At 41.5% G+C, this 22024-nt stretch carries 20 protein-coding genes; 5 read left to right on the forward strand and 15 right to left on the reverse strand.

Features of this window, described 5'->3' with window-relative positions:
* Positions 1 to 34 precede the first annotated feature (34 nt).
* A complete protein-coding gene (locus tag NVS78_RS12075) occupies positions 35 to 643 on the reverse strand; it encodes a recombinase family protein (protein WP_286359483.1) in 609 nt (202 codons plus the stop codon).
* 341 nt (positions 644 to 984) lie between these two features.
* Between NVS78_RS12075 and NVS78_RS12080 the strand changes: the two genes are divergently transcribed.
* The gene (locus tag NVS78_RS12080; protein ID WP_286359401.1) at positions 985 to 1278 is read left to right on the forward strand and encodes an HU family DNA-binding protein; all 294 of its coding nucleotides are present in this window, start codon (positions 985 to 987) and stop codon (positions 1276 to 1278) included.
* Between the two features lie 103 nt (positions 1279 to 1381).
* On the opposite strand, the gene pyrI is transcribed toward NVS78_RS12080, so the two are convergent.
* From pyrI to NVS78_RS12105, 5 genes are all read right to left on the reverse strand, one after another.
* Positions 1382 to 1840, reverse strand: a complete 459-nt coding sequence (pyrI, locus tag NVS78_RS12085) for an aspartate carbamoyltransferase regulatory subunit (protein WP_041502483.1) — start codon at positions 1838 to 1840, stop codon at positions 1382 to 1384.
* Between the two features lie 14 nt (positions 1841 to 1854).
* Positions 1855 to 2766: an aspartate carbamoyltransferase gene (gene pyrB / locus NVS78_RS12090; RefSeq protein WP_286359402.1), complete on the reverse strand. Its 912-nt coding sequence runs from the start codon at positions 2764 to 2766 to the stop codon at positions 1855 to 1857.
* Between the two features lie 228 nt (positions 2767 to 2994).
* Entirely contained in the window at positions 2995 to 4194 is a 1200-nt protein-coding gene (gene coaBC / locus NVS78_RS12095) for a bifunctional phosphopantothenoylcysteine decarboxylase/phosphopantothenate--cysteine ligase CoaBC (RefSeq protein ID WP_286359484.1), read from the reverse strand.
* A 95-nt stretch (positions 4195 to 4289) separates the two neighbouring features.
* Positions 4290 to 4646, reverse strand: coding sequence for a DNA-directed RNA polymerase subunit omega (locus tag NVS78_RS12100; RefSeq protein ID WP_041502272.1), 357 nt, complete (start codon positions 4644 to 4646; stop codon positions 4290 to 4292).
* Positions 4647 to 4663: 17 nt separating this feature from the next.
* Entirely contained in the window at positions 4664 to 5539 is an 876-nt protein-coding gene (locus NVS78_RS12105) for an outer membrane protein assembly factor BamD (protein WP_286359403.1), read from the reverse strand.
* Between the two features lie 195 nt (positions 5540 to 5734).
* Between NVS78_RS12105 and NVS78_RS12110 the strand changes: the two genes are divergently transcribed.
* Complete coding sequence (locus tag NVS78_RS12110) at positions 5735 to 6985, forward strand: aminotransferase class I/II-fold pyridoxal phosphate-dependent enzyme (RefSeq protein WP_041502273.1); 1251 nt, start codon at positions 5735 to 5737, stop codon at positions 6983 to 6985.
* Positions 6986 to 7019: 34 nt separating this feature from the next.
* Here NVS78_RS12110 and NVS78_RS12115 read toward each other — a convergent pair whose 3' ends face one another.
* The 3 genes from NVS78_RS12115 to NVS78_RS12125 form a co-directional block, all read right to left on the reverse strand.
* Positions 7020 to 8414 carry a DUF5723 family protein gene (locus NVS78_RS12115; RefSeq protein WP_286359404.1) on the reverse strand — a complete coding sequence of 465 codons (1395 nt, stop codon included), beginning with the start codon at positions 8412 to 8414 and terminating at the stop codon, positions 7020 to 7022.
* A gap of 18 nt (positions 8415 to 8432) precedes the next feature.
* On the reverse strand, positions 8433 to 10010 hold the full coding sequence (locus tag NVS78_RS12120) for a hypothetical protein (protein WP_286359405.1): 1578 nt from the start codon (positions 10008 to 10010) through the stop codon (positions 8433 to 8435).
* Positions 10011 to 10083: 73 nt separating this feature from the next.
* Positions 10084 to 12813, reverse strand: a complete 2730-nt coding sequence (locus NVS78_RS12125) for a WD40 repeat domain-containing protein (RefSeq protein ID WP_286359406.1) — start codon at positions 12811 to 12813, stop codon at positions 10084 to 10086.
* A gap of 91 nt (positions 12814 to 12904) precedes the next feature.
* Here NVS78_RS12125 and hydE point away from each other — a divergent pair, with 91 nt between their 5' ends.
* The gene (gene hydE, locus NVS78_RS12130) at positions 12905 to 13957 is read left to right on the forward strand and encodes a [FeFe] hydrogenase H-cluster radical SAM maturase HydE (protein ID WP_286359407.1); all 1053 of its coding nucleotides are present in this window, start codon (positions 12905 to 12907) and stop codon (positions 13955 to 13957) included.
* Between the two features lie 8 nt (positions 13958 to 13965).
* Here hydE and NVS78_RS12135 read toward each other — a convergent pair whose 3' ends face one another.
* The 4 genes from NVS78_RS12135 to recF all read right to left on the reverse strand — a co-directional run bounded on the left by NVS78_RS12135 (position 13966) and on the right by recF (position 17952).
* Positions 13966 to 14625, reverse strand: a complete 660-nt coding sequence (locus tag NVS78_RS12135) for a LysE family translocator (protein ID WP_041502277.1) — start codon at positions 14623 to 14625, stop codon at positions 13966 to 13968.
* Between the two features lie 13 nt (positions 14626 to 14638).
* Positions 14639 to 16435: a bifunctional lysophospholipid acyltransferase family protein/GNAT family N-acetyltransferase gene (locus tag NVS78_RS12140; protein ID WP_286359408.1), complete on the reverse strand. Its 1797-nt coding sequence runs from the start codon at positions 16433 to 16435 to the stop codon at positions 14639 to 14641.
* A 22-nt stretch (positions 16436 to 16457) separates the two neighbouring features.
* Entirely contained in the window at positions 16458 to 16748 is a 291-nt protein-coding gene (locus NVS78_RS12145) for a DciA family protein (RefSeq protein WP_236684935.1), read from the reverse strand.
* Positions 16749 to 16845: 97 nt separating this feature from the next.
* Positions 16846 to 17952: a DNA replication/repair protein RecF gene (gene recF / locus NVS78_RS12150; RefSeq protein ID WP_286359409.1), complete on the reverse strand. Its 1107-nt coding sequence runs from the start codon at positions 17950 to 17952 to the stop codon at positions 16846 to 16848.
* Between the two features lie 192 nt (positions 17953 to 18144).
* On the opposite strand from recF, the gene NVS78_RS12155 reads away from it, so the two are divergent.
* Positions 18145 to 18831 (forward strand): tetratricopeptide repeat protein, encoded by a 687-nt coding sequence (locus NVS78_RS12155; RefSeq protein ID WP_286359410.1) that lies wholly within the window; start codon positions 18145 to 18147, stop codon positions 18829 to 18831.
* A 72-nt stretch (positions 18832 to 18903) separates the two neighbouring features.
* Here NVS78_RS12155 and pyk read toward each other — a convergent pair whose 3' ends face one another.
* Both pyk and aroQ read right to left on the reverse strand, forming a co-directional pair.
* Complete coding sequence (gene pyk / locus NVS78_RS12160; RefSeq protein ID WP_286359411.1) at positions 18904 to 20304, reverse strand: pyruvate kinase; 1401 nt, start codon at positions 20302 to 20304, stop codon at positions 18904 to 18906.
* A gap of 113 nt (positions 20305 to 20417) precedes the next feature.
* Complete coding sequence (gene aroQ / locus NVS78_RS12165; RefSeq protein WP_286359412.1) at positions 20418 to 20831, reverse strand: type II 3-dehydroquinate dehydratase; 414 nt, start codon at positions 20829 to 20831, stop codon at positions 20418 to 20420.
* 262 nt (positions 20832 to 21093) lie between these two features.
* Between aroQ and xerD the strand changes: the two genes are divergently transcribed.
* Positions 21094 to 22008, forward strand: a complete 915-nt coding sequence (xerD, locus tag NVS78_RS12170; RefSeq protein ID WP_041504847.1) for a site-specific tyrosine recombinase XerD — start codon at positions 21094 to 21096, stop codon at positions 22006 to 22008.
* Positions 22009 to 22024: the final 16 nt, after the last annotated feature.

Here is a 22024-nt window from a genome sequence, read left to right on the forward strand (position 1 = left end):
TAAAATAGAATAAAGGTGCTGAAAAGCAGCACCTTTATTTATTCTGTTCGAGAAGATGGTAATTGCGATTGGCCGTATAAAATGTTTCTCTGGAAACCTTATAATGACGACAAATATAAGAAATCGACTTACCCGCCTGATACATTTTCTCTATCTCCTTTCGACGTTCAAGCAAAAAATCTTGTTTGGTCGTACCTCTCGGACGTCCTAATTTAACACCCTCCGCTTTTCTTACGGCCAAAGCTTCCCTGGTTCTCATCGATATCAGATTGTGCTCTATCTCCGCAACTAATGCAAAAGCAAACGCCAAAACTTTGCTGTTGATACTGTTGTCAAAAGCATAGCCGTCTTTGGTACTGTAAATAATAATCTCTTTTTCAAGACACCGATTCAGAATAGACATAATATCCAACAGCGTCCGACTCAAACGGGAGAGTTCGGTGACAATCAACACGTCACCTTTCTGTAACCCACCCATCAATTTCCCAAGTTTCCTCTCTTTCTCTTTCTTTTTTCCACTTACGATTTCTGTTACCCAACGTTCGATTTTTAAACCTTTTCGTGAAGCATACTTCACAATTTCTTCCCTTTGATTAGTTAAATGTTGTTTTCCCGTACTAACCCTCAAATAAGCGATTACCATAATTATCATATTAAAGTTTACAACACCTATACAAAGAATTGCAAACTTTCCCATATGTAAAGAGTTAAATATCAGTGACGAAAAAATAAGATAATTTGTCTTATAAAACGTTCGCTTTTTTGGACAGGGATTATGTTGTTTTTATAGATGGAATTTATACTCTCTTCATCTGATTAAGTTCTTTATATAGAATATTTTTAAATCGTGTTTTTTCTTTATTTTGAAATTTATTATATTTGTCCATCACAAGGAACGATTATTATGACAGAAGTGTGCAAGAAACAATCATAAATTATCTTAATAGAATCATATATAACGTTAATCATTATTTTTGGACCGTCATGAATAAAAAAGAACTTACCAAAAAAGTTGCCTTAAAAAGTGGGTTGACACAAACATTAACTGCCAACATCGTAAACACGGTCATTGAAACAATCCGAGAATCTCTTGCAACAGGAGAAAGCGTCACTATTCACGATTTTGGGACTTTAGCCGTAAAAAAACAAAAACCGCGGGGACGTTTCAATCTGAGCACCCACGAAGTAGAAGATGCAGTCCCGAGGGAATTCATTAAGTTCGTTACCAGCAAGTCCCTCAAACTACAACAAAAGAACAAAGCACAGGTTTCGAATTAGAAGATAGTAGTCACGGAGTTTAAAAAAATAAGGGCAAGATTTTAATGTCTTGCCCTTGTAAGTCAAAACCGCCAACGCGGTTTTTCTTCTACGTATCCGTTGATTAAATAATCACGATATGCTCTTGATCCGTCAATTTTTCACAGTAATGACATTTTAACACGATAGGTTCGCTTCCCACCACAACGAATTTTGTCCGAACATGCTGATTATTCGTGATACATTTCGGATTCACGCATTTCACAATACCTTCCACGCGTTCCGGAACACTAACCGTCTTTTTTTCCGCCACTTCAAAATCTTTAATAATATTGATTTTTGCAGAAGGTGCTACCAAGGCCAACTTATTAATTTCATCGTCTCTCAAAAATTTATCGGAGATTTTAATAATCGCCTTTTTACCGAATTTGCTACTTGACAAATTATACCCGAAAGTAACGGTATTCTCCGTGTGTTCAATTCCTAAAATATTAATCACATCAAACAATTTATCAGCAGGGATGTGGTCAATCACCGTACCGTTTTCCACGGCACTTACCTGTAACTCTTTTTTTGCTGCCATATCTTTTTTCTTTATTACCATTTTAAATCTAATGCCTTAAATATAATTGCCTGACGGGTATAAACACCATTCAATGCTTGTTGGAAATAGTAAGCCTTTTCGTTCTCATCCACATCTTCATCGATTTCGTTCACCCGGGGTAGCGGATGTAAAATACGCATATTCGGTTTCGTTCCGCTCAGCATGGCATTCTTTAAAATATACACGTTCTTCACTTTTTCGTACTCTAACGGATCGGCAAATCTTTCTCGTTGCACCCGGGTCATATAAAGGATATCCGCCTCATTAATGACCTCATCCAATTCCGTATGTTCATAGTAGGGAATATGCAATTCATCCAAAAACAATTTATAAGCAGCCGGCATTTCCAACTCTTTGGGCGAGATAAAATGGAATGTCGGATTAAAATGACTCATCGCTTGCAATAAAGAATGTACCGTTCTTCCGTATTTTAAGTCTCCCACCATAAAAATATTCAGGCTCTCCAATGTTCCCTGTGTTTTATAGATCGAATAAAGATCGAGCATAGTCTGGGTCGGATGCTGATTGGCTCCGTCCCCAGCATTAATTACAGGCACGGAAGCGACCTCACTTGCAAAACGGGCAGCACCCTCCAAAGGATGGCGCATCACGATCAAATCGCAGTAATTATCCACCATTTTCGTCGTATCTTTCAAAGATTCTCCTTTTGTTGTACTGGAAGAAGAAGCATCGGAAAAACCTACAATCCTTCCCCCCATGCGACTGATTGCAGTCTCGAAACTCAACCTGGTACGTGTTGAAGGTTCGAAAAACAAGGAAGCAACTACCTTACCGGCCAATAAATTGCGGTTCGGATTTTTTTCAAATTCTGAAGCGATTTTCAAAACTTCCAGAATCTCCTCTTTCGAGTAATCGGTAATGGATACTAAACTACGTTTGTTCATATTGTTTATATATTAAAGATGTTTGCTTAAACGTTTATCCACAAAAAAAAACCAACAATGCTATCGAAACAATGTTGGTTTTTAATATCTTATCAAAACGGCTTTCCCTTTTCTGCCTAAACTGGAGGCAAGAATAAAACGTATGCCGAATATTTTGATGTTCAATCTTCATATCGGAATACAAATATAGATATATTTCTATCCCGAACAAACTATTTTCGCAATTTATTAAAAAAATTCCGCTATCCGATCCGCAATATCAATAGCCACTTCCGATTTTGTTTTCAAATCGTAAATCAATTTATTTTCCTCCTTATCGATCAATGTCACCTTATTGGTATCTCCCCCGAAACCGGCCCCTTCATCCCGCAAGCTATTCAATACGATTAAATCCAAATTTTTCCTCTTCATTTTCGAGACAGCATTATTCTCCTCGTCGTTAGTTTCCAACGCGAATCCGATCAACCACTGCCCCGCTCTTTTCTTTCGTCCCAATTCAGCCGCAATATCTCTTGTCGGAGCCAACTCCAACTTCAAATCATCTTCTCCCCGTTTCAATTTTACAACAGCCCGTTCCATAGGGGTAAAATCCGCCACAGCAGCACTCAAAACAGCAATATCGCTCTCCGGAAACACCTCGATAGCCGCCTGATACATTTCGGACGCCGACTCCACATCTATTCTCCTGATCCGTTTATTGGATAATTTCAGATTTACCGGACCGGCAATAAGCGTAACTTCAGCCCCCCGGGCAGCCATCTCTTCGGCTATGGCAAATCCCATTTTCCCGGAAGAGTAGTTGCCGATAAAACGTACGGGATCTATTTTTTCATAGGTAGGTCCTGCCGTAACCAACACTTTTTTACCAGCATAACGCTCGTCTGCAGTAAAAAAACGGCTCATAAAAGCCACGATCTGATCGGGCTCCTCCATTCTTCCCTTCCCGATTAATCCGCTTGCCAGCTCTCCGCTTTCAGGTTCGATAATCAAATTCCCGTAAGATTCCAATATTTGTAGATTCCGTTGAGTCGCCGGATGAAGATACATATCCAGGTCCATGGCAGGAGCCACTATAACCGGACACTTAGCCGACAAATAGGTTGTCAACAATAAATTGTCCGCTATACCGGCGGCCATTTTACCGATTGTATTAGCGGTTGCCGGAGCGATCAGATAGGCATCCGCCCACAATCCCAAATCCACGTGCGAATTCCAATCTCCATTTTCGGGATCATAAAAATCCACCAGAATAGGATTCTTCGACAACGTGGCTAAAGTCAAAGGGGTGATGAATTCCTTTGCCAAAGGCGTCATTATTACCTTAACGTTAGCCCCTTCTTTCACTAAACCTCGTATTAACGGAGCTGCCTTATAGGCCGCAATACTTCCCGTTACTCCCAATATGATATTTTTTCCTTGTAACATAATTCTTTTTTTAATCACCTGAAAAAAAGAGGCTGTCCGAAAATTCATCCGACAGCCCTTTTATCTTCTCTGATAATCCTCCCGTTATCCGTCTTACTCTATTCTTCCTCTTCCTCCGACTTTACCCCTCCTTTTTCCTTTGCCGGATTACGAAAATAAAGTTCGCCGTCCTCAAACTCCTGAGTAGCGATCAACACCGGTTTAGGAATACGCTCGTAATACTTGGAAATCTCGATCTGTTCGCGATTTTCAAATATCTCCTCCAAATTATCCGCGTACGAGGCAAACTCTTGAAGTTTCCTGCTCAACTCTTCTTTCATTTCAACCGAAATCTGATTGGCACGTTTTCCAATGACAGCAACAGCTTCATAAATATTATCCGCCTTACCGGCTAACGCAGCCGTATTTCTTGTAATGGTATTATTCGGTGCCTTTACTTTCTTAAAATCTACCATGGTTAATTTGAATATAATTATTTATTCTGATTATTCTGACCTTCTTGATGCGCAGAATCCGTTTGACTGTTCCGCTCATCCTCCTTGTATTCGTCCGGATCGTCGTATTGTTTCAGGAAATCGTTCAATACTTCGTATTTCTTGGCCATCTCCTTCGCGTACACACTATTGGGATATTCATCCACGAAATAGTAATACTCTTCTTTCGCTGCCGTATAACGTTCGTATTTTTTATCCTCCACGCTATTCACAGCCATCTCGTATTTGGAATTAAACAACATCCACATGATTCTCTCCCGGTATTTCGTCCCGGGGAAATCTTTCAGACAATTCTCCAGGCTGACGACAGCGGCCTTGTAATGTTCCCGCAAATAATAGTTTTCCGCGCCCAAATAAGCTTTGTAAGAGAGTTTATCTCTCATGTCATCCATGTATTTATTTATTAACTCCTTACGCATAGAATTAGGATAACGGCTCAGGTACAGTTGGAAATTACTCATGGCCTTTTCCGTCGTCGTCTGATCCAAACGCACTCTCGGCGAAGCCAAATAATTACAATATCCCATCATATACAGACACTCTTCCATGTAGGAACTTTCCGGAAACATCGCCACAAACTGCTTAAACAGTTCGGCCGCATTTTCGTAATCTTTCTGATTATAGGTACAAAAAGCCCGGTAGTATGCTATGGTTTGGGCTCTTGCGGTTCCCGCGAAGACAGTCCGAATACCGTCAAACAAATTCAAAGCCCTTGTATAATCTCCTTTATTATAATATTCCACCGCCTTCTTATACATAAGAGAATAATCCCCACTCTTCAAAAGTTTTTGGTACTCCCCACAGGAACTCATTAGTACGATAACAAGCAGAAAACCTAAAAAATTCTTCATCATAAGCGCTGTTTTTGCATCACGCAAAGATAATCTATAAATATCAATATGCAATAACTTCATCCACATTTCTTTTTGAAAAAACAGAGTAAAAGACAAAAACAACTTTTCAAAAAGAAATCCTCCATTATAAGAATTTTTAGTTACCTTTGCTTCGTATTTGTATCAAAAATTTAAGAATTTCAAAATATTATCGACGTGGACATTTTTGAAAGAGTAAAAAATCAGAAAGGAAATATCGGACAATACGCCAAGCAAGCTCATGGCTATTTTTCGTTTCCGAAATTAGAAGGAGAAATCGGTCCCAGGATGAAATTCCGCGGGAAAGAAATGTTAAACTGGAGTTTAAATAATTATATCGGTCTCGCTAACGATCCTGAAGTAAGAAAAGCGGATGCCGAAGCTGCGGCAAAATACGGCATGGCTTATCCTATGGGAGCCCGCATGATGAGTGGACAAACTTCCCGTCATGAATATTTGGAATCCCAATTAGCCGACTTCGTAGGTAAACCGGATGCATTTTTATTGAATTTCGGGTATCAGGGTATGGTCTCTATCATCGACGCTATGACTTGCCGTCATGACTGTATCGTTTACGATGCCGAAGACCATGCCTGCATTATGGACGGCCTGCGTTTATCTCCGGCAAAACGTTATGTATACCAACATAACGATATGGAGAGTCTGCGTAAACAACTCGAACGGGCAACCAAATGGGTAGAAGGAACCGGAGGGGGTATTCTCGTCATAACGGAAGGTCTTTTCGGAATGGCCGGAGACTTGGGAAAATTAGACGAGATCGTGGCCATGAAAAAAGATTTCAATTTCCGGCTGTTGGTCGATGACGCGCACGGTTTCGGGACGATGGGACCGAACGGCGCGGGAACCGGAGATCATTTCGGGGTAATGGACCAAATAGACCTCTACTTTGCGACCTTCGCCAAAGCGATGGCAGGCATCGGGGCTTTTATTGCCTGTGAAGAAGACATATGCATGTACCTGAGATACAATATGCGTTCCCAAACGTTTGCCAAATCCTTACCCATGCCTATGGTGGAAGGAGCCATCAAAAGGCTGGAATTACTGAGAAGCAAGCCGGAATTAAGAGAAAAATTGTGGACGATCGTCCGGGCTTTACAGAGCGGATTGAAAGCAGACGGTTTAAACATCGGCAAAACGAACTCTCCGGTTACTCCCGTTTACCTATCCGGTAGTGTTGCCGAAGGAACTCAAGTAGCCATGGATTTAAGAGAAAATTACAATCTTTTCTGTTCTATCGTGGTTTATCCGGTGATTCCCAAAGGACAATTACTGCTTCGCCTGATTCCAACTGCCATGCATACGATGGAGGATGTGGAATATACGGTACAAGCCTTTAAAGCCGTGGCCAAAAAATTAGCCAACGGAGAATACAACAAAGAGACGGTGGTTGATGCCAACGCTCTATAAAAAAAGCCCGCCAAACAGGCGGGCTTTTTTTACTTCATCTTCTCTGGTAATGTCCGAAAAGCAGATTAAAGCCGAATCGCGCACTCGCCGTCCGAGTACTCGTATAATTGGCCGCCAACACATTATCCGTCATCACGAAAAACTGGAACGGACCGAATTTAGCCGTTAATGCCGCTCCCACATTAGCAAAATCTCCATTTATCATAGAATAAGATACCGAAGCGCCGATATTCCGAATCGGGCGTAAATTAGCGGACAAGGTTATCGCGGGAAAGAAACGTCCATCCATGACCGAGGCTTTTAAGAGACCACCGAAATTAACCCACTCTTTCAACTGATAAGTTGCACCTGCGTATATTTTCGCGTTCAGCATCGTAGTATAGGCCGCCTGCTTATCCGTTAACCGGAAACGATTTTCCAATGAATCGGTCATCTCCTCAAAGGCATCGCCGAAATCCTTATAATTCGGATCATCCTTATTAAGACTATTGGAAAGATCGGCTCCTGTCCAATCAAAACTTGTGTTTTGTTTGAAATTATAAGTATTCTCTTCCCAACGGATAAAACCTAAATCCAACACACTCGCATACAGGGTCAGCTTGTCCAGCAATTTATACTGAGCACCCAAATCCACGCCAAATCCCAGATTACCTGTTCCGATAAGAAATTTGGCATCGACGGCATCCTCATCAAACTCAATATTATCCCACTCCACGTACTCCCCGTCTTTCGTGTACTTTATCGGAGCCGAGACGCGAATATTCTGACGGGAAGAGAGTCGGATCGTATCTCCGTCCGGCGAAGAGTAAACCCCCATCTTCGAATCGGTCATATCGGCATTGGCAATACCGAATAAAACCTTAAAACGTCCTCCGACGGTCAACCGGTCATTTACTCTCTTGGATAATCCGAAACCTATTTCATTGTATGCCGTTACTTTTAACCCCAAACCACCCCAGTCAAACGTCTGACCAAGATAATTTGCATTACCTTCCTTGAAGAACGTGATAATATCTTTATTAAAACTAAAGACAATATCATTCTTTTGGGTGATATCGAAAGTTGCATACCAGGAATTAATTCGAAAACCGATAGCTAAAATAGGTATTTCCGTGTTCAAAACGAGGGAATTCTTCTCCCGCAAAGCCTTATGCAAGCGGTTCACATCGTAGATTACAGAATCTGCCTTGTCTCCCGTTCCCCATCTTAACAGGTCGTCGACCTTAAAGGCATTGCTGAGATTCAAAGAAATACCGCTTAGTCCGGGTATTCCCACGTAAGTTTTATACTCCGGTTGATAAGCCGGGTTCAATTTCACCCGCTGAGGAGAATTGGATAAAAAATAAAGCGTATTGTTCCCGTCCTGAGCCATCACGAAGCAAGGGAAGAGGACAAGAAAAAAAGATATAACAGTAATTATTTTTTTCATTTTGAGTACATTTTAATCTTACTTGATACCGAGTTTGACCTTCACTAACACTTTCAATTCAAGTTTGGCGTCCGCTTTCACTTCTACCGGAATCTGTCCGTCACCGGCTGTCATCATGCTGGCGATCAATATCAGATGTTTCGTTCGTTCCAGATTATCTATATTGGTCTCGGACAGCTCCACGATATGTTCTCCCTCCTTTACCGCAATGACATTACCGTCGGCATCGATCTCCGGCACATCGATCAATTCATCCGCATTGATCCGGTCAACCTCCTGAAAATTCTCATCCACCATCAAGAACTCCTTTACCCCGATTTTCAAAGGAGTACCGTTCTTGGCCCGTAAAATCAAGGCCATCTTTTTAATCTGGTCCGGATTATCCAAATCTATATCTTTAATGGTATCCCGGAAAGTAAGATTTTCGGCGCTAAAGTAAAGCGGTATCTCCACTTGCACATCGGCCGATAGTTCCGCGTTTTCCTCAATGACACACGCTGTTTGTGCCCCTCCTTCATTAATTATTATATTACCGCTATACGCGATGGAATCTTTAGGCGGTAGGGAAAGTAATTCGTCCACATTGGAATTATCCTTCGTATACTCTTTTTCGTTTATCGTTTCACCCGTCTCACTAAACGTATCGAAGAGAAGCGGTCCTCCCGTGAAGCGTCTTGTTTCTCCTTCTTTATAAGCAATAAAAGCAGGATCCAGTTTAATCGGGATATCAATTCCCCGGCTCTTCAAAATCAATTTCAACGAGGGATCCGCAAAATAAAAATCTCCCGTTATATCATTCCAGAAATCGATATTCATTTCAAAACATCCCGGATCGATAGGAATCATCGGAGGATTTATCTGCCCGATAACCTTATGGAACACGACGTCAGATAATAAAAATTCCAATTGCAAGGACTCCCCGGCTGCTATTTCCACCTCTTGGTCTTTCGGAATAAAACAGTCGATCCGATAACGAATCCGGTCGCTCTCCTCACTCATATCGAACTCCAACTCTCGATCTTCGAAAAAGATACCCGCTTGCTTCGCGTTTACAACCCGTTTCATTCTAAAAGGATTACCTGCCTCATCTTTCACGTCAGGCAGGGTCAACGTTACGACATAATCAAAGGAACAGGCCGGAAGCTCCCCGGAAAACCTTACCTTGGCCGAAAGAAAGGAGAGTTTTCCGATTTCTCCGAAATCAAAATGGGCCTCACCCTCATCGGAGATATGAATATCCCCGGGTAAATTCCCGGTAATTGGAGTCGAAGATAAAACAAGATTTGCGTTCAACGAAATTTGTTGTTCCGGCATATCCCAGAAATCTTTTGCATCCAACCGCACGATGTCTTTTTCTTCATAATTAATGATAATCCGGTTATCACGTTCGATCATCGACTCTTCCGGATCATAAGGATTCAATAAATCCCACATGGTATAATTCCCATGTCCTACCGGCAGTATAAAATCAGGCTCCCATTCGATAGATTCGGTCATTTTGTCCGAGTTAAAAAGTTCCGAATCGCCACAAGAAATAGTACACATACCCAATAATCCGATTATCAGGTAGTGCTTCCACACACACACTTTTGTCATAAATTACAGTTATTATTATACTTATACTTCTTAGGAAACAAATATAAGTATAATAACAAGAGTGTTAAAAATATTATCTTATAAATCGGTATTTTAATAAACTATCGTTCTCGCTTCCTACATAGAGGTAAAAACCTACATTCCCGGTATTTTGAAATACGATAGAAAAAGCAGATGTCCCGGTAATCGGAAAACCGTTCGACTGACTCCCTTTGTCCAACAAATACAATTCTGAACGGATCTCATCCAACATTCCCACACGTGTATCACGGGCTGAAAAACGATACACGTAAGGGAAGCCTAACCGTCCCTCTTGCACTCCCGTTTCCCATAATACCTTACCGTTCCGGTCATACACGTATACATGCTCTCCGTTCGAAAATATGAAATCATCATTTCCATCTCCATCCGTATCGGCTACATTAAACAGATAGCCGGCCGTAATTTTATCCGGTTTCAACGACCGGGATGCTCCATTAAAATCAACGAACTGCAATTCACCTCCGGCACTTCCAAAAACCAAAGATTCATTCTGCCCCTTTCCCGTCAAGTAAATCACCGTTTCCGGGAGCAGATCGTATAAAGTTTGTACCTTTACCCGTTCCCGTCCTCTTCGATCCAAAATATAGATTCTATACCGATCGGCAAACACGATATAATCTTTATCCGCAACTCTGAAATAGTATACTTTAGAAACAGGATCATTATCACTTTGAGGTTGACTCCACCCCTCAACGAGATCTCCGGATAACTCATACAAATATATTTTCCGGTCTGCACAGGGAGCGAATACCCGATAATTCCGGTCGTTATCGTAATCATAAACCGTTATGCCGGAAGGGCATGAACTCTTAAATGCCAGAGGATAACGGGGCAAATAATTTCCATTCCGATCGATCAGGTAAAGTTTTTCCGAGGTAGAGAAAAGATATTGCAATTTCCCGTTTTTATAAAAATCAACTTGATACACCTCACTATTAATCTTTCCGTCTATCGGCAGTTTCCATAGAATCCTTCCCATATCGTTAATCAAATAGACGGTACGGGAGTCATCTTGTACAAACAATTCCCTCTCCCCATTATTATGATTAACGACAACCACAGGTTTCATCGTGAGTTTAGCGTCTAATTTCGTTTGCCAAACGACTTGTGCCTGCGGCTGCTCGACTTTTTCCGTATTCAGGAAAACGCTTTGATACAACATCTCGTCTTCACTGATCCACTGCAAACCGAACGAAGAAAACACATCTAAACGTTCTTCATTTTGAGTCAGAAAATCTTTCAAGCCATCATTCGCCATATCCCGATAGAAAGGGTACATACTTCCCGTTTCCGCCAGATACATCCAGTTGTATTTGGCAGACATCTTCACCCGGGTCTTCTTGTACCAATCCATATCCTGAACATTCAGACGTCGCATATAGTTCTCTGCAAAGCGTCGTATGACCGATTCGGAAGAAGCCAATATCAAATAATTATCCTGAATCATAGCAAAACGAGAAGGGACACCATCCCATATATATCCCCACAATACCCCGGCGAAATCCGTCACGGGCATTTTATAATACGCCACTTTTTTCTCCTGATCCAAAGCGGTCGTTCTTTCGAGAGAAGCTTCATTTATATTAACCTTAACGGCATATTTCTGAAGCATATTTTTCAACAAAGCCCGTCCCAAACTGCCGGACTTCAAATATACCATCACGAAGCCTTCTTCTTCCTTCTCTTCCGGATCATAGGAAAATACGCCTTTGGCAAACTCTCCCTGTAGCAATTCCCTCCAACTCGCCTCCACCCCCTCCCCGAACAGCCGGGTGAACTCCGATTTTCTTTTCCTCACGTGTTCAATAATACCTGCCTTGTGACGAAACGTTTCCAATGCCGTCAGGTAAGCTCTCGTATCGCTCAAGTTCAAGACCGTAACGGCATTCACGCCGGAAGGAATAACTCCTTCGATACGGGAAGCCACCGGTTGTTGCCCCTTAAAAACATTCAGGAACGTGGCTTTCATTCCGCCATAATACATGAAACCATTAAAACCGATCCCGTCAGATTGAATTTCTCCGTCCAAAGCTCCCCATTTGAACCATTTGGTAAGATCTAAATGAGGAGAAACAACATTCCGGCTCATGTACAGAGGCCATACGTCCGAAAAACAAGAGGTATTTAAAAAAACATTCATCCCTGCCGTTTCCGAAAAATAACGGGTTATATTTTTATATACAGGTATACTCCCCGAATCGTTTTTTTTATCCTCACCAATCTGTTTTAACGCATCTTCCAAATATAATTCGGAATCCGACAATAAAACCATGCCGCCCACCACGGTAAAATGAACTTCCTTCTCCTTATCTTTCAAAGAGTAGATCTTAAATTTATCGTATGACCGTTCTTTAAGCCCCGATTTCGCATAATAATCCCCCAAAAAACGAATCACCTCGCTTCGCGAAGCCGTCGGAACCCGATTCAATATATACAAAAAACGGACACTTTTCTTTCCTTCCCGCCTTAACGCCAAAACCCACGAAGTGTTTTCTGTCAATTTCAACTTTTGCAAGGTATCGATGCACCTGTAAAACATACTTTTCTGATAGTTAGCCAATTCTGTCGCAAACGCTTCCTTCAATCGAGGCGATAAGCTCACAGGGGTGCGAACATTCAACACCACGGCCGAATTATTGGGAATAAATGCCTCTTTCGGAACATCCGAACCTTGCTCCCGTTCATTTACCCTCCACAGGATCCAAACGATACATCCCATCAATAAAACTCCCAAAAGGATCAGTACGATTTTCTTGGCCATATCCGAAAAACTTTACGAGAACAAATTTAGCAAAATATTTTATATCCCGGCTTTTTCTTACCTTTGCGATATCGAACAAAAATAAAGCACGGTGGAAAAATACGCTATTTCTGATTTGGTATACAGACTTTCCTGTTCGGGCAAGGAAGAAGAAAATCTTTATGACGAAGCCGAAAAAATAAGAACAACATATATCGGGAACGGGGTTTACTTGCGCGGTCTGATCGAGATATCCAACATCTGCATCAAAGACTGCTTTTATTGCGGGATCAGAAAATCGAACACCGGAACAGCCCGTTATACACTTACCGATCAGGAGATATTGGAAGCCGCAGATTTCGCGTATACTCATCGGTTCGGTTCCATCGTGCTACAGGGCGGAGAACGCAATGATTCCTCATTCGTCGGACGCATTGAACATTTACTGAAAGAGATTAAACAGAGAAGTAACAACGAATTGGGTATTACGCTATCATTGGGAGAACAGAGTCGGGAAACCTATCAGCGTTGGTTCGACGCCGGAGCTCATCGTTATCTACTCCGATTCGAGACCTCGAATCCAAACCTTTATTCCAAAATTCATCCGAATAACGCACTGCACTCACACGCCACAAGACTAAAATGCATCGAATATTTACAGCAATGCGGTTACCAAACAGGCACGGGAGTCATGATCGGACTACCTTTTCAGACCTTGGAAGATCTCGCGAGCGATTTGCTTCTTCTCCAGTCCATGGATATCGATATGGTAGGCATGGGACCTTACCTGGAACACCGGGAGACACCCCTTTATGCTCATCGCCACGGATTGCTGTCCTTACCGGAACGTTTAAGGTTGTCCTTACATATGATTGCCTTGTTGCGGATCCTCATGCCGGATATTAATATAGCGGCGACCACGGCTTTACAGGCCATCGCACCGGAAGGCAGAGAAAAAGCCATGCAAATCGGAGCGAACGTGGTCATGCCCAATATTACCCCGACGTCCAACCGGACACTTTACAAATTATACGAGAATAAACCCGGTACCCACGAAGGAGCCGATGAGTCCATGAGAAATCTCGAAGCCAGTATACGTCGAAGCGGTTGCCAGGTCATGTACGGTGCGTGGGGAGATTCTCGTCATTTTTACAAACGGAAATAAAAGAGCGATCACATCGGCAACATCGATTTAAAAGGCTGAAAAGCAGCCAGAATAACCAAAGCTCCCAAAATGGCAATAATTAAACCCGAAACCCGGTTGATTGTCACCAATACCCGTAAACGGAATTTCTTTCTGAAAATATTCACCAAGGTCGAAAGCGTATACCACCAGACACCGCCTCCCAACAACACCCCGACCACAACCAACAATTCACCTAAAACAGAGGCAGACTCCCCGAACACCGACATTCCGGCAAATACAGCCATAAACACGACAATGGTGATCGGATTGGAAACCGTCAGAAAAAAAAGAGAAATATAATCTCCCAATAAGCCTTTCTTACTCACCCGTCCGTTACGCTTTTGCTTGATCTGACGGATCGGGTTATCGAAATAGATCTTCAACCCGATAACAATTAAAAATATTCCCCCGATAATCTGCAACAACAATTCATGAGTTTGTACCGTACTAATCACATATCCCAATCCGAAAGCAGCTACCGAAGCATAAAAAAAATCTGCCGAAGCGGCTCCCATTCCGGCTATAAAACCGGACAAGGCCCCTTTATGCAGCGTTTTCTGAATAATCAACACCCCCATCGGTCCCAAGGGAATCGACACCATCAACCCTACTAACATACCTTTAAAAAGATAGATTATATCGTACATGCCTTCTTTTATTTCAAATATCTACATTATCTGACGAGAAACGCGTCAAAATAGTTTCATCGTTAATTTCCTTCGATAAAGATTCGATCGTTTTCATTGGAACGTCAAAAATATCTAAAATTAACAAACCATCCAAGCACATATTAAATTTCGGATCAATATTGAATCCTATAATTTTCGCATTCAACGAGATATATTTTTTCAGCAACACAGGTAATTTGTCGCTCGAAGGCTCTATATCTCCGATCATCTTGTCCAACACGCCGATATCCTTGTGAGCCACATCAAGCATAACCTGAATTCCGGGTTCATTCGTACCCACCAAGTATTTGGAACGCGGCAGCACGTAGCGCGCCATATCGTAATTATAATGATTAGCCATGATAAATTTCATGATCAGCTCTTTAGATACTTCCGTGTATTTCCCGCTAATGGTTACCGGACCTATCAGATAACGATATTCCGGATTTTTCAACAAAAAGTACAGGATGCCTTTCCATAACATAAATAGAGGAAGAGGCTTACGCTGATATGCTTCCGTGATAAACGAGCGTCCCAACTCGATAGACTCGTACAGAACAGGCAACATCTCTTTTCTCATTTTAAACAAAGAGTTGATATAGAAACCTTTCATCCCGTAACGATCGACGATCTCTTTCCCCTTACCGACCCGGTACGCTCCCACGATTTTTTCTTCCTCTTTATCCCAAATAAACAGGTGATAGTAATACAAATCATACTCGTCCAAATCAATACTACGATTTGTCCCTTCACCTACAGCCCGAAACGTCACTTCCCTCAAGCGACCTATCTCATTCAAAACATTAGGAATCTTTACCGACGGGGAACAATAAATGTCATAGTTCTTCATCGTAAACAAAAGATAATCCTCTGCAATGTCGGCTATCTCTTTTTTCAATACATTGTTTTCAATTTCCGCCGCGATCGGTTCTGCTTTTGGCATAGCTTTTTGCGATTTTATAAAAAATTTCTTTACCTCCAACGAAGATCCTAACAAATAGGTCTTTGCTCTCAGAAACTTCCCGTATTGTACTATATCGTGAAACGAATTCTGACTTTCCACCGATATAGGATTCCCGATACGCAACCTCACTACCCGATTTTTTTTATTCAATAATTCAGAGGGCAATTTCACGTTACGTAACATCGGATGGATCAACCCCAGCAAGTAAAATAACAAGCTATTGGAACCTTTGAAATAGATCGGCACAACGGGAACCTTTGCCATTTTAATCAGCTTTAACGCAGGCAAATTCCATTCCGGATCCTCCACGTGATTGGAATCCGGTTGATAAGAAGAAACATCCCCGGCAGGGAAAACTCCTAAAGGCTTGCCCGACAGTACATGGCGCATAGCCTCTTTCAGTCCTCCCGATTTAACATTCATACGTTGCTCTTCCCGAGGCTCCATTCCCAAAAAATATTCCTGTATCGGAACGATCTTTTTTAACAAAAAATTGGCCAATACTTTATAATCGGGACGAATTTTACTCAATATTTTTACCAAGATAATCCCGTCCAATCCGCCGAAAGGATGGTTTGACACCGTTATAAAAGGACCCGCCTCCGGAATTTTCTGCAAATCCTCATCGCTGATCTCAACCGTCACTCCCAATGTATCAATTAAACTATCAAGAAAAACTTCAGGATTATCATCATATACTTTCGAACAGAGTTTATTTAATTTGTCCAATCGCAAAATATACATGACCAATCTCGCCATCAAACTATTACCGAAAGGATTAAATCCGCGCATAGGCAATAAATCTCCCGAATCAATTAATTTCATTTATACTTCTTTTAACTCCTTTTCAGGACACAATCAACTCTTTTACAACACCTTCACCTACCCGGTCATTCAAAGCCTTTAACAGCCCTTCTTTGACCAACAGGATTTCATTCTTTACGACAGACGAGGAGAAGCTGACAAAAAGCTTGCCATCGACCATCCGTAAATTTTTCGTTTTCGAGGCTATCATTCCCCCTACCACCTCCGGCCAGAGTTGACATACCTCTCTCTCTTTGAAACGTTGAGTCAATCCCATCTGTTTCAAATAAAGTCTCATCAACTCATCCATCTTCAATGTTTTGCCTTGCTTCACGACGATTTTTAATTATAAGCCGAAGGAATTACACGGATGCAAATACCCAAGACTTTCTAACTTGCAAAAATACCATTTTATTCGATAAAACAAAGAATCACACGCCCACCTCTTTTATAACACCCTCATCTACCACAAAAATCTTAAAAGAAGAGGCGTGCCGTTTTATGATTTCATCTATATGCAGCCGGTTCGTATCCGTAATAAACACTTGTCCAAACGTTTTTTCCGAAACAATTCCCACGATTCGACTTACCCTAAAGGTATCCAATTTATCAAATATATCATCTAACAAGAGTAAAGGCTTTATTCCGTTTCGTGCCGATAAATAAACGAACTGAGCAAATTTCAAAGCCACCAAAAAACTCTTTTTTTGTCCCTGCGATCCCATTTTCTTTACGGGGTACTCTCCCAATTCAAGTCCCAGATCATCCCGGTGTATTCCGACCGTCGTATAAGTCAATATCCTATCCCGCTCAAAACTCTCTTTCAGGGAAGCAAGCAGATCGTCATGTCTGATCGTTGTTGCGTACGTCAAGGAAACTTGTTCTTTTCCTGAAGCAAGCAGATCGTAATAATGTTGAAAAATAGTACTCATCTCGAAAACGAAATCGCGGCGTTTTTTTAAAATAAGCATTCCGCTTTCCGCCAACTGCTCATTCCAAACCGCCAGCATATCCATATCCATTCCCCGCCCCGCATACTCTTTCAGCATCGTATTTCTTTGCACTAAAATCCGGTTATAACGAATCAAATGCGCTAAATACTCTTTGTCTTGCTGACTAATCACCCCGTCGATAAAACGGCGTCTCTCCTCACTTCCCCCGTCTATTAAAACCGTATCCGCGGGAGAAACCATTACCAAGGGCAACAATCCGATATGATCGGACAGACGATCGTACGCTTTCTTGTTTTTCTTGAACACTTTTTTTTGACCCCGTTTCACCCCGCAATACGCCTCTATCCTCTCGCCTTGCCGCTCATAATTACCTTGCAGTACGAAAAAAGGCTCTCCATGACGGATATTTTGTACATCCGGCAAGTTGAAATAACTTTTACACATGGATAATTGATAAATAGCGTCCAACACATTCGTTTTCCCGGCCCCGTTGTTTCCTACAAAACAATTAAAACCGGAACAGCATTCGATTTGAGCCGCCGATATATTCTTATAATTAACAATATCCAAATTTTTTATTTCCATCTTGATATTTTATAGATTAGAGCCTCACACTCCCCTCCCCACTTTTCCCCAAAAGTAAGGAAAAGTAAAATAGATTTTATCGAATGCAGAATTTTTTGCATAAAATTTCACGGAGGCTCTCGGCATATGAAAAAAAAAACTAATTTTGCAGGTCGATGAATGATGTGTAATATATAACAAAAACATATAACGATGTCAAAAGAGAAACAAAAACACGGAGATGGCTTCGAACAAATAGAAGAAGTTACGATATCAACGGAACAATTCATTGAGAAGAATCAGAATTTATTAATCAAAATCATCATTGCGATTATCGTTGTAATCGGTGTTGTATTGGGATACCATAAGTTCTACAAACAACCTCTCGCCAAAGAGGCAATGAATCAAATGTTCCTGGCTGAAAATTTCTTTGCAAAGGATTCATTCAACTTAGCTCTTAACGGAGAGGGGGATGTTCTTGGTTTTCTCGATATTATTGAAAAATACGGTTCCACGCCAAGTGGTAATTTAGCAAACTATTATGCCGGACTGTGTTACCTCTATAATGGAGATTACAATAATGCCATCAAATATTTGGAAAAATTCTCATCCGATGATCTTGTATTCAACTCGTTAGCAAAATCAAATATCGGGGATGCTTACATGCAGTTAGGCGATTACAAGAAAGCGGCCGATTACTATAAAAAAGCGGCCAACGAAGATACGAACGAATTGACTGCTCCCATCATTTTGATGAAGGCAGGACTCGCTTTTGAAAAAGCAAACGATTACAAGTCGGCTTTAACCATGTACGAGAGAATTGAAAAAGAATTCACCTCTTCCATGGAGTTCCGCGATATCGAAAAATACATCACGCGAGCCAAAGAGAAAATAAAATAATATCTTTTGATTCGATATAAAAAAAGTCCCCGGGATTTCCGGGGACTTTTTTTTATTACAATCCCTAAATTATCAATGAATCTCTCCGATTTTACATACTTCAATAAAAGAAGCCCCCTTGCCATGCCCGAAGCTCCCACCCACGACAACGACATAATCATCCGCACAAATCCCTCTCTTCATTAACATAGCCGGTAAATCATTCATGAATTCATCACGAGACATCGGTTTTTCGGTAAAATAAGGATAGATGCCGAAGGAGAGCGAAAGCTCCCGCATCACTTGATCGTTATAACAACGGGCAAACACCGGCAAATCCCCCCGGAAAGCCGCAAGATAGCGTGCGGTACGCCCCGACAGGGTATCCACGACAATAGCTTTTACGGGCAAAACGGTAGCTGTCTTAACCGCGGCACGAGCCAACGCCGCCGTGATCTCATTATTAATCCGAACCAGACTCCGGCTTGCATCCGGAGCCACCGAACATTCATTCTCCTCCGCCACGTTCCGCATCACGGTAACAGCCTCTACCGGATAAGCCCCGTAAGCGGTCTCCCCACTCAACATGATCGCATCCGTTCCCATATAAATGGCATTCGCGATATCGCTAATTTCCGCCCGGGTAGGTCTCGGATGCTCTATCATCGTATGGAGCATCTGCGTGGCTATGATCACGGGTTTCTTACTCTCAATACATTTATTGACAATATAACGCTGAATACGAGGTATCTTCTCCGCCTCTATTTCAATTCCCAGATCCCCCCGGGCAACCATCACCCCATAAGCATAATCCAAAATCTCGTCGATATTATCAACTCCTTCCTGATTTTCAATTTTAGCGATGATCTTTATCTTGCTCTGTCGGGCATCCAATAGCTGTTGCACCGCAATCACGTCCTCCTTATTACGTACAAAGGAATGAGCAATAAAATCCACATTATTATCTATCGCAAAATTGATAAACAACTTGTCCTTATCGCTTAAGGATTGCAATTTCAAATTAGCCCCGGGAACATTCACACTTTTCCGATCTTTTATCATGGCCTCGTTGGTCGCCATTACCTCCAAATAATGTGCATACTTTTCCACAACGACCAATTCTACATCCCCGTCGTCGATCAAGATACGATCTCCCGTCTTAATATCATCCGCAAAATAAGGATAAGAGACGTGGATTAATTTTCCTTCCATCTTCAAATCCATATCTCCCGTAAGAAACAGACACTCTCCCTTCTCCACGTGAAACGGGTTCTCTATTAACGTAGTCCTCACTTCCGGCCCCTTGGTATCGACTAAAATAGCGATATCCCCGGACACGGTACGCACGTTGTCTATCACTTTTTTAGCCTGCTCTATATTCTGATGTGCCGTATTCAAACGAACCACATTCATTCCCGCACGATACAGATTTTGTAAAAAATCCACATCGCATCTCTTATCCGATATGGTTGCTACAATCTTTGTTTTTTTCATATAAACCGATTACTTAACGACATTAATTCTTATCGAAACTTCTCTTTATTTTCAGTTTCTCCTGTAAAATATCTACGAAAAGAAACAAAAAAAGATTGGAAAAGTTCTCTTTTTTAAAGAAACGCCCGCAAGGCCAGCTCGTAGGATTTCAATCCGAACCCGGTTATCACCCCTCGACAAACCGCAGTCAAATAAGACTTATGTCTGAATTCTTCCCGTTTGGCCGTATTGGAAATATGTACCTCGATTACAGGCGTCTCGATCGCGGCAATCGCATCCGCTATGGCAATAGAAGTATGTGTATAGGCCCCGGCGTTCAGTATAATCCCGTCATAAGAAAAACCAGCTTCATGCAATTTATCGATCAATTCCCCCTCTATATTGGATTGAAAATAACCGATCGCCACGTCCGGATACTCTCTCCTTAATGCTTCTATATAAGCGTCAAAAGAGGTCTCCCCGTAAATCGATTTTTCTCTGACACCCAAAAGATTCAGATTGGGACCATTTATAATTAATAGTTTCATACTTTTCGTTTTTATTCTTCTGCAAAATTAACAAAAAACGATCGTAAATAGGCCATTTATCTCTCAGAATATTAATTTTTTATTATGACATTTACCTGAACCTTTTCTTTGTTAAACTTACCAAATGGTGTCGGCCGCATATAAAAATCACTTATCTTTAGCCATCGAATCTCCCATGTTTATCTCTCCGTATTACCTTCATTGAATTGAAGGTAGGGATATATAGGGTATACAAACTGATAATATTTAATTCACAAACACGATGACCTGGAATGAAGCGATAGATAATTTTAAAACGTACTTAACTTTAGAAAAATCTCTTTCAAGCAATTCTGTAGAAGCTTACCTGAACGATATAAAAAAGTTAGCCGCATTCAGTTTACAATCAGAACCGCAACTTCAACCCGAAGAGATCACATACGCAATCCTTAACAACCACTTATCCCGATTAAAAGATTCCGGCATTACAGCCAGAAGTCAAGCCAGAAGTATTTCCAGCATAAAATCCTTTTTTAAATTTATGGTTTACGATGAAGTGATTACCGTCAACCCCGCAGCCTCTTTAGATACTCCGAAAATAGGGAAAGCATTACCGTCGGTATTGAGCGTAGAGGAGATCGAGGCCATGATTGATGCGGTAAACCTGAAGAAGCCGGAAGGACAACGCAATAAAGCTATCATAGAGACACTGTACTCTTGCGGACTACGCGTATCGGAACTGGTAAACCTGAAACTTTCCAATATCAATTTCAGAGTGGGCTACATTAAAATTGAAGGAAAAGGCAATAAAGAACGCTTAGTGCCTTTAAACAATAAAGCGAAAGACGAAATACGAATATACACGAAAACGCACAGGGCCGCCATCCCTAAAGCCAAAGGGTATGAAGACGTCCTTTTCCTAAATAAAAAAGGAAAAGCTCTTTCGAGAGTAATGGTATTCAATATCATAAAGGAATTAGCCTTAAAAGCAGGTATCAATAAAACCGTCTCTCCGCATACCCTTCGACACTCGTTTGCCTCGCATCTTGTAAACGGAGGAGCCGACATACGGGCCGTTCAGGATATGCTGGGACACGAATCTATTCTTACCACGGAAATTTATACCCACCTGGACAATACTTTTTTAAGGGATACCATCATAAATTTCCATCCGAGGGCAAAAAATTCCCGCAAATGATCACTATCTTTGCCTA

Source organism: Gabonibacter chumensis (assembly GCF_024741215.1).
GTDB lineage: Bacteria > Bacteroidota > Bacteroidia > Bacteroidales > Marinifilaceae > Gabonibacter > Gabonibacter massiliensis.

Bases quoted from the DNA above. Each gene is read 5' to 3' on its own strand.
- NVS78_RS12100 (WP_041502272.1), bottom strand. From the start codon at position 4,646: ATGGTAGATTTTAAGAAAGTAAAGGCACCGAATAATACCATTACAAGA.
- NVS78_RS12075 (WP_286359483.1), bottom strand. From the start codon at position 643: ATGGTAATCGCTTATTTGAGGGTTAGTACGGGAAAACAACATTTAACT.
- NVS78_RS12080 (WP_286359401.1), top strand. From the start codon at position 985: ATGAATAAAAAAGAACTTACCAAAAAAGTTGCCTTAAAAAGTGGGTTG.
- recF (WP_286359409.1), bottom strand. From the start codon at position 17,952: ATGGAAATAAAAAATTTGGATATTGTTAATTATAAGAATATATCGGCG.
- NVS78_RS12135 (WP_041502277.1), bottom strand. From the start codon at position 14,625: ATGTACGATATAATCTATCTTTTTAAAGGTATGTTAGTAGGGTTGATG.
- NVS78_RS12120 (WP_286359405.1), bottom strand. From the start codon at position 10,010: ATGACAAAAGTGTGTGTGTGGAAGCACTACCTGATAATCGGATTATTG.
- pyk (WP_286359411.1), bottom strand. From the start codon at position 20,304: ATGAAAAAAACAAAGATTGTAGCAACCATATCGGATAAGAGATGCGAT.
- pyrI (WP_041502483.1), bottom strand. From the start codon at position 1,840: ATGGCAGCAAAAAAAGAGTTACAGGTAAGTGCCGTGGAAAACGGTACG.
- NVS78_RS12125 (WP_286359406.1), bottom strand. From the start codon at position 12,813: ATGGCCAAGAAAATCGTACTGATCCTTTTGGGAGTTTTATTGATGGGA.
- aroQ (WP_286359412.1), bottom strand. From the start codon at position 20,831: ATGAAACTATTAATTATAAATGGTCCCAATCTGAATCTTTTGGGTGTC.
- NVS78_RS12155 (WP_286359410.1), top strand. From the start codon at position 18,145: ATGTCAAAAGAGAAACAAAAACACGGAGATGGCTTCGAACAAATAGAA.
- NVS78_RS12105 (WP_286359403.1), bottom strand. From the start codon at position 5,539: ATGATGAAGAATTTTTTAGGTTTTCTGCTTGTTATCGTACTAATGAGT.
- NVS78_RS12140 (WP_286359408.1), bottom strand. From the start codon at position 16,435: ATGAAATTAATTGATTCGGGAGATTTATTGCCTATGCGCGGATTTAAT.
- pyrB (WP_286359402.1), bottom strand. From the start codon at position 2,766: ATGAACAAACGTAGTTTAGTATCCATTACCGATTACTCGAAAGAGGAG.
- NVS78_RS12115 (WP_286359404.1), bottom strand. From the start codon at position 8,414: ATGAAAAAAATAATTACTGTTATATCTTTTTTTCTTGTCCTCTTCCCT.
- xerD (WP_041504847.1), top strand. From the start codon at position 21,094: ATGACCTGGAATGAAGCGATAGATAATTTTAAAACGTACTTAACTTTA.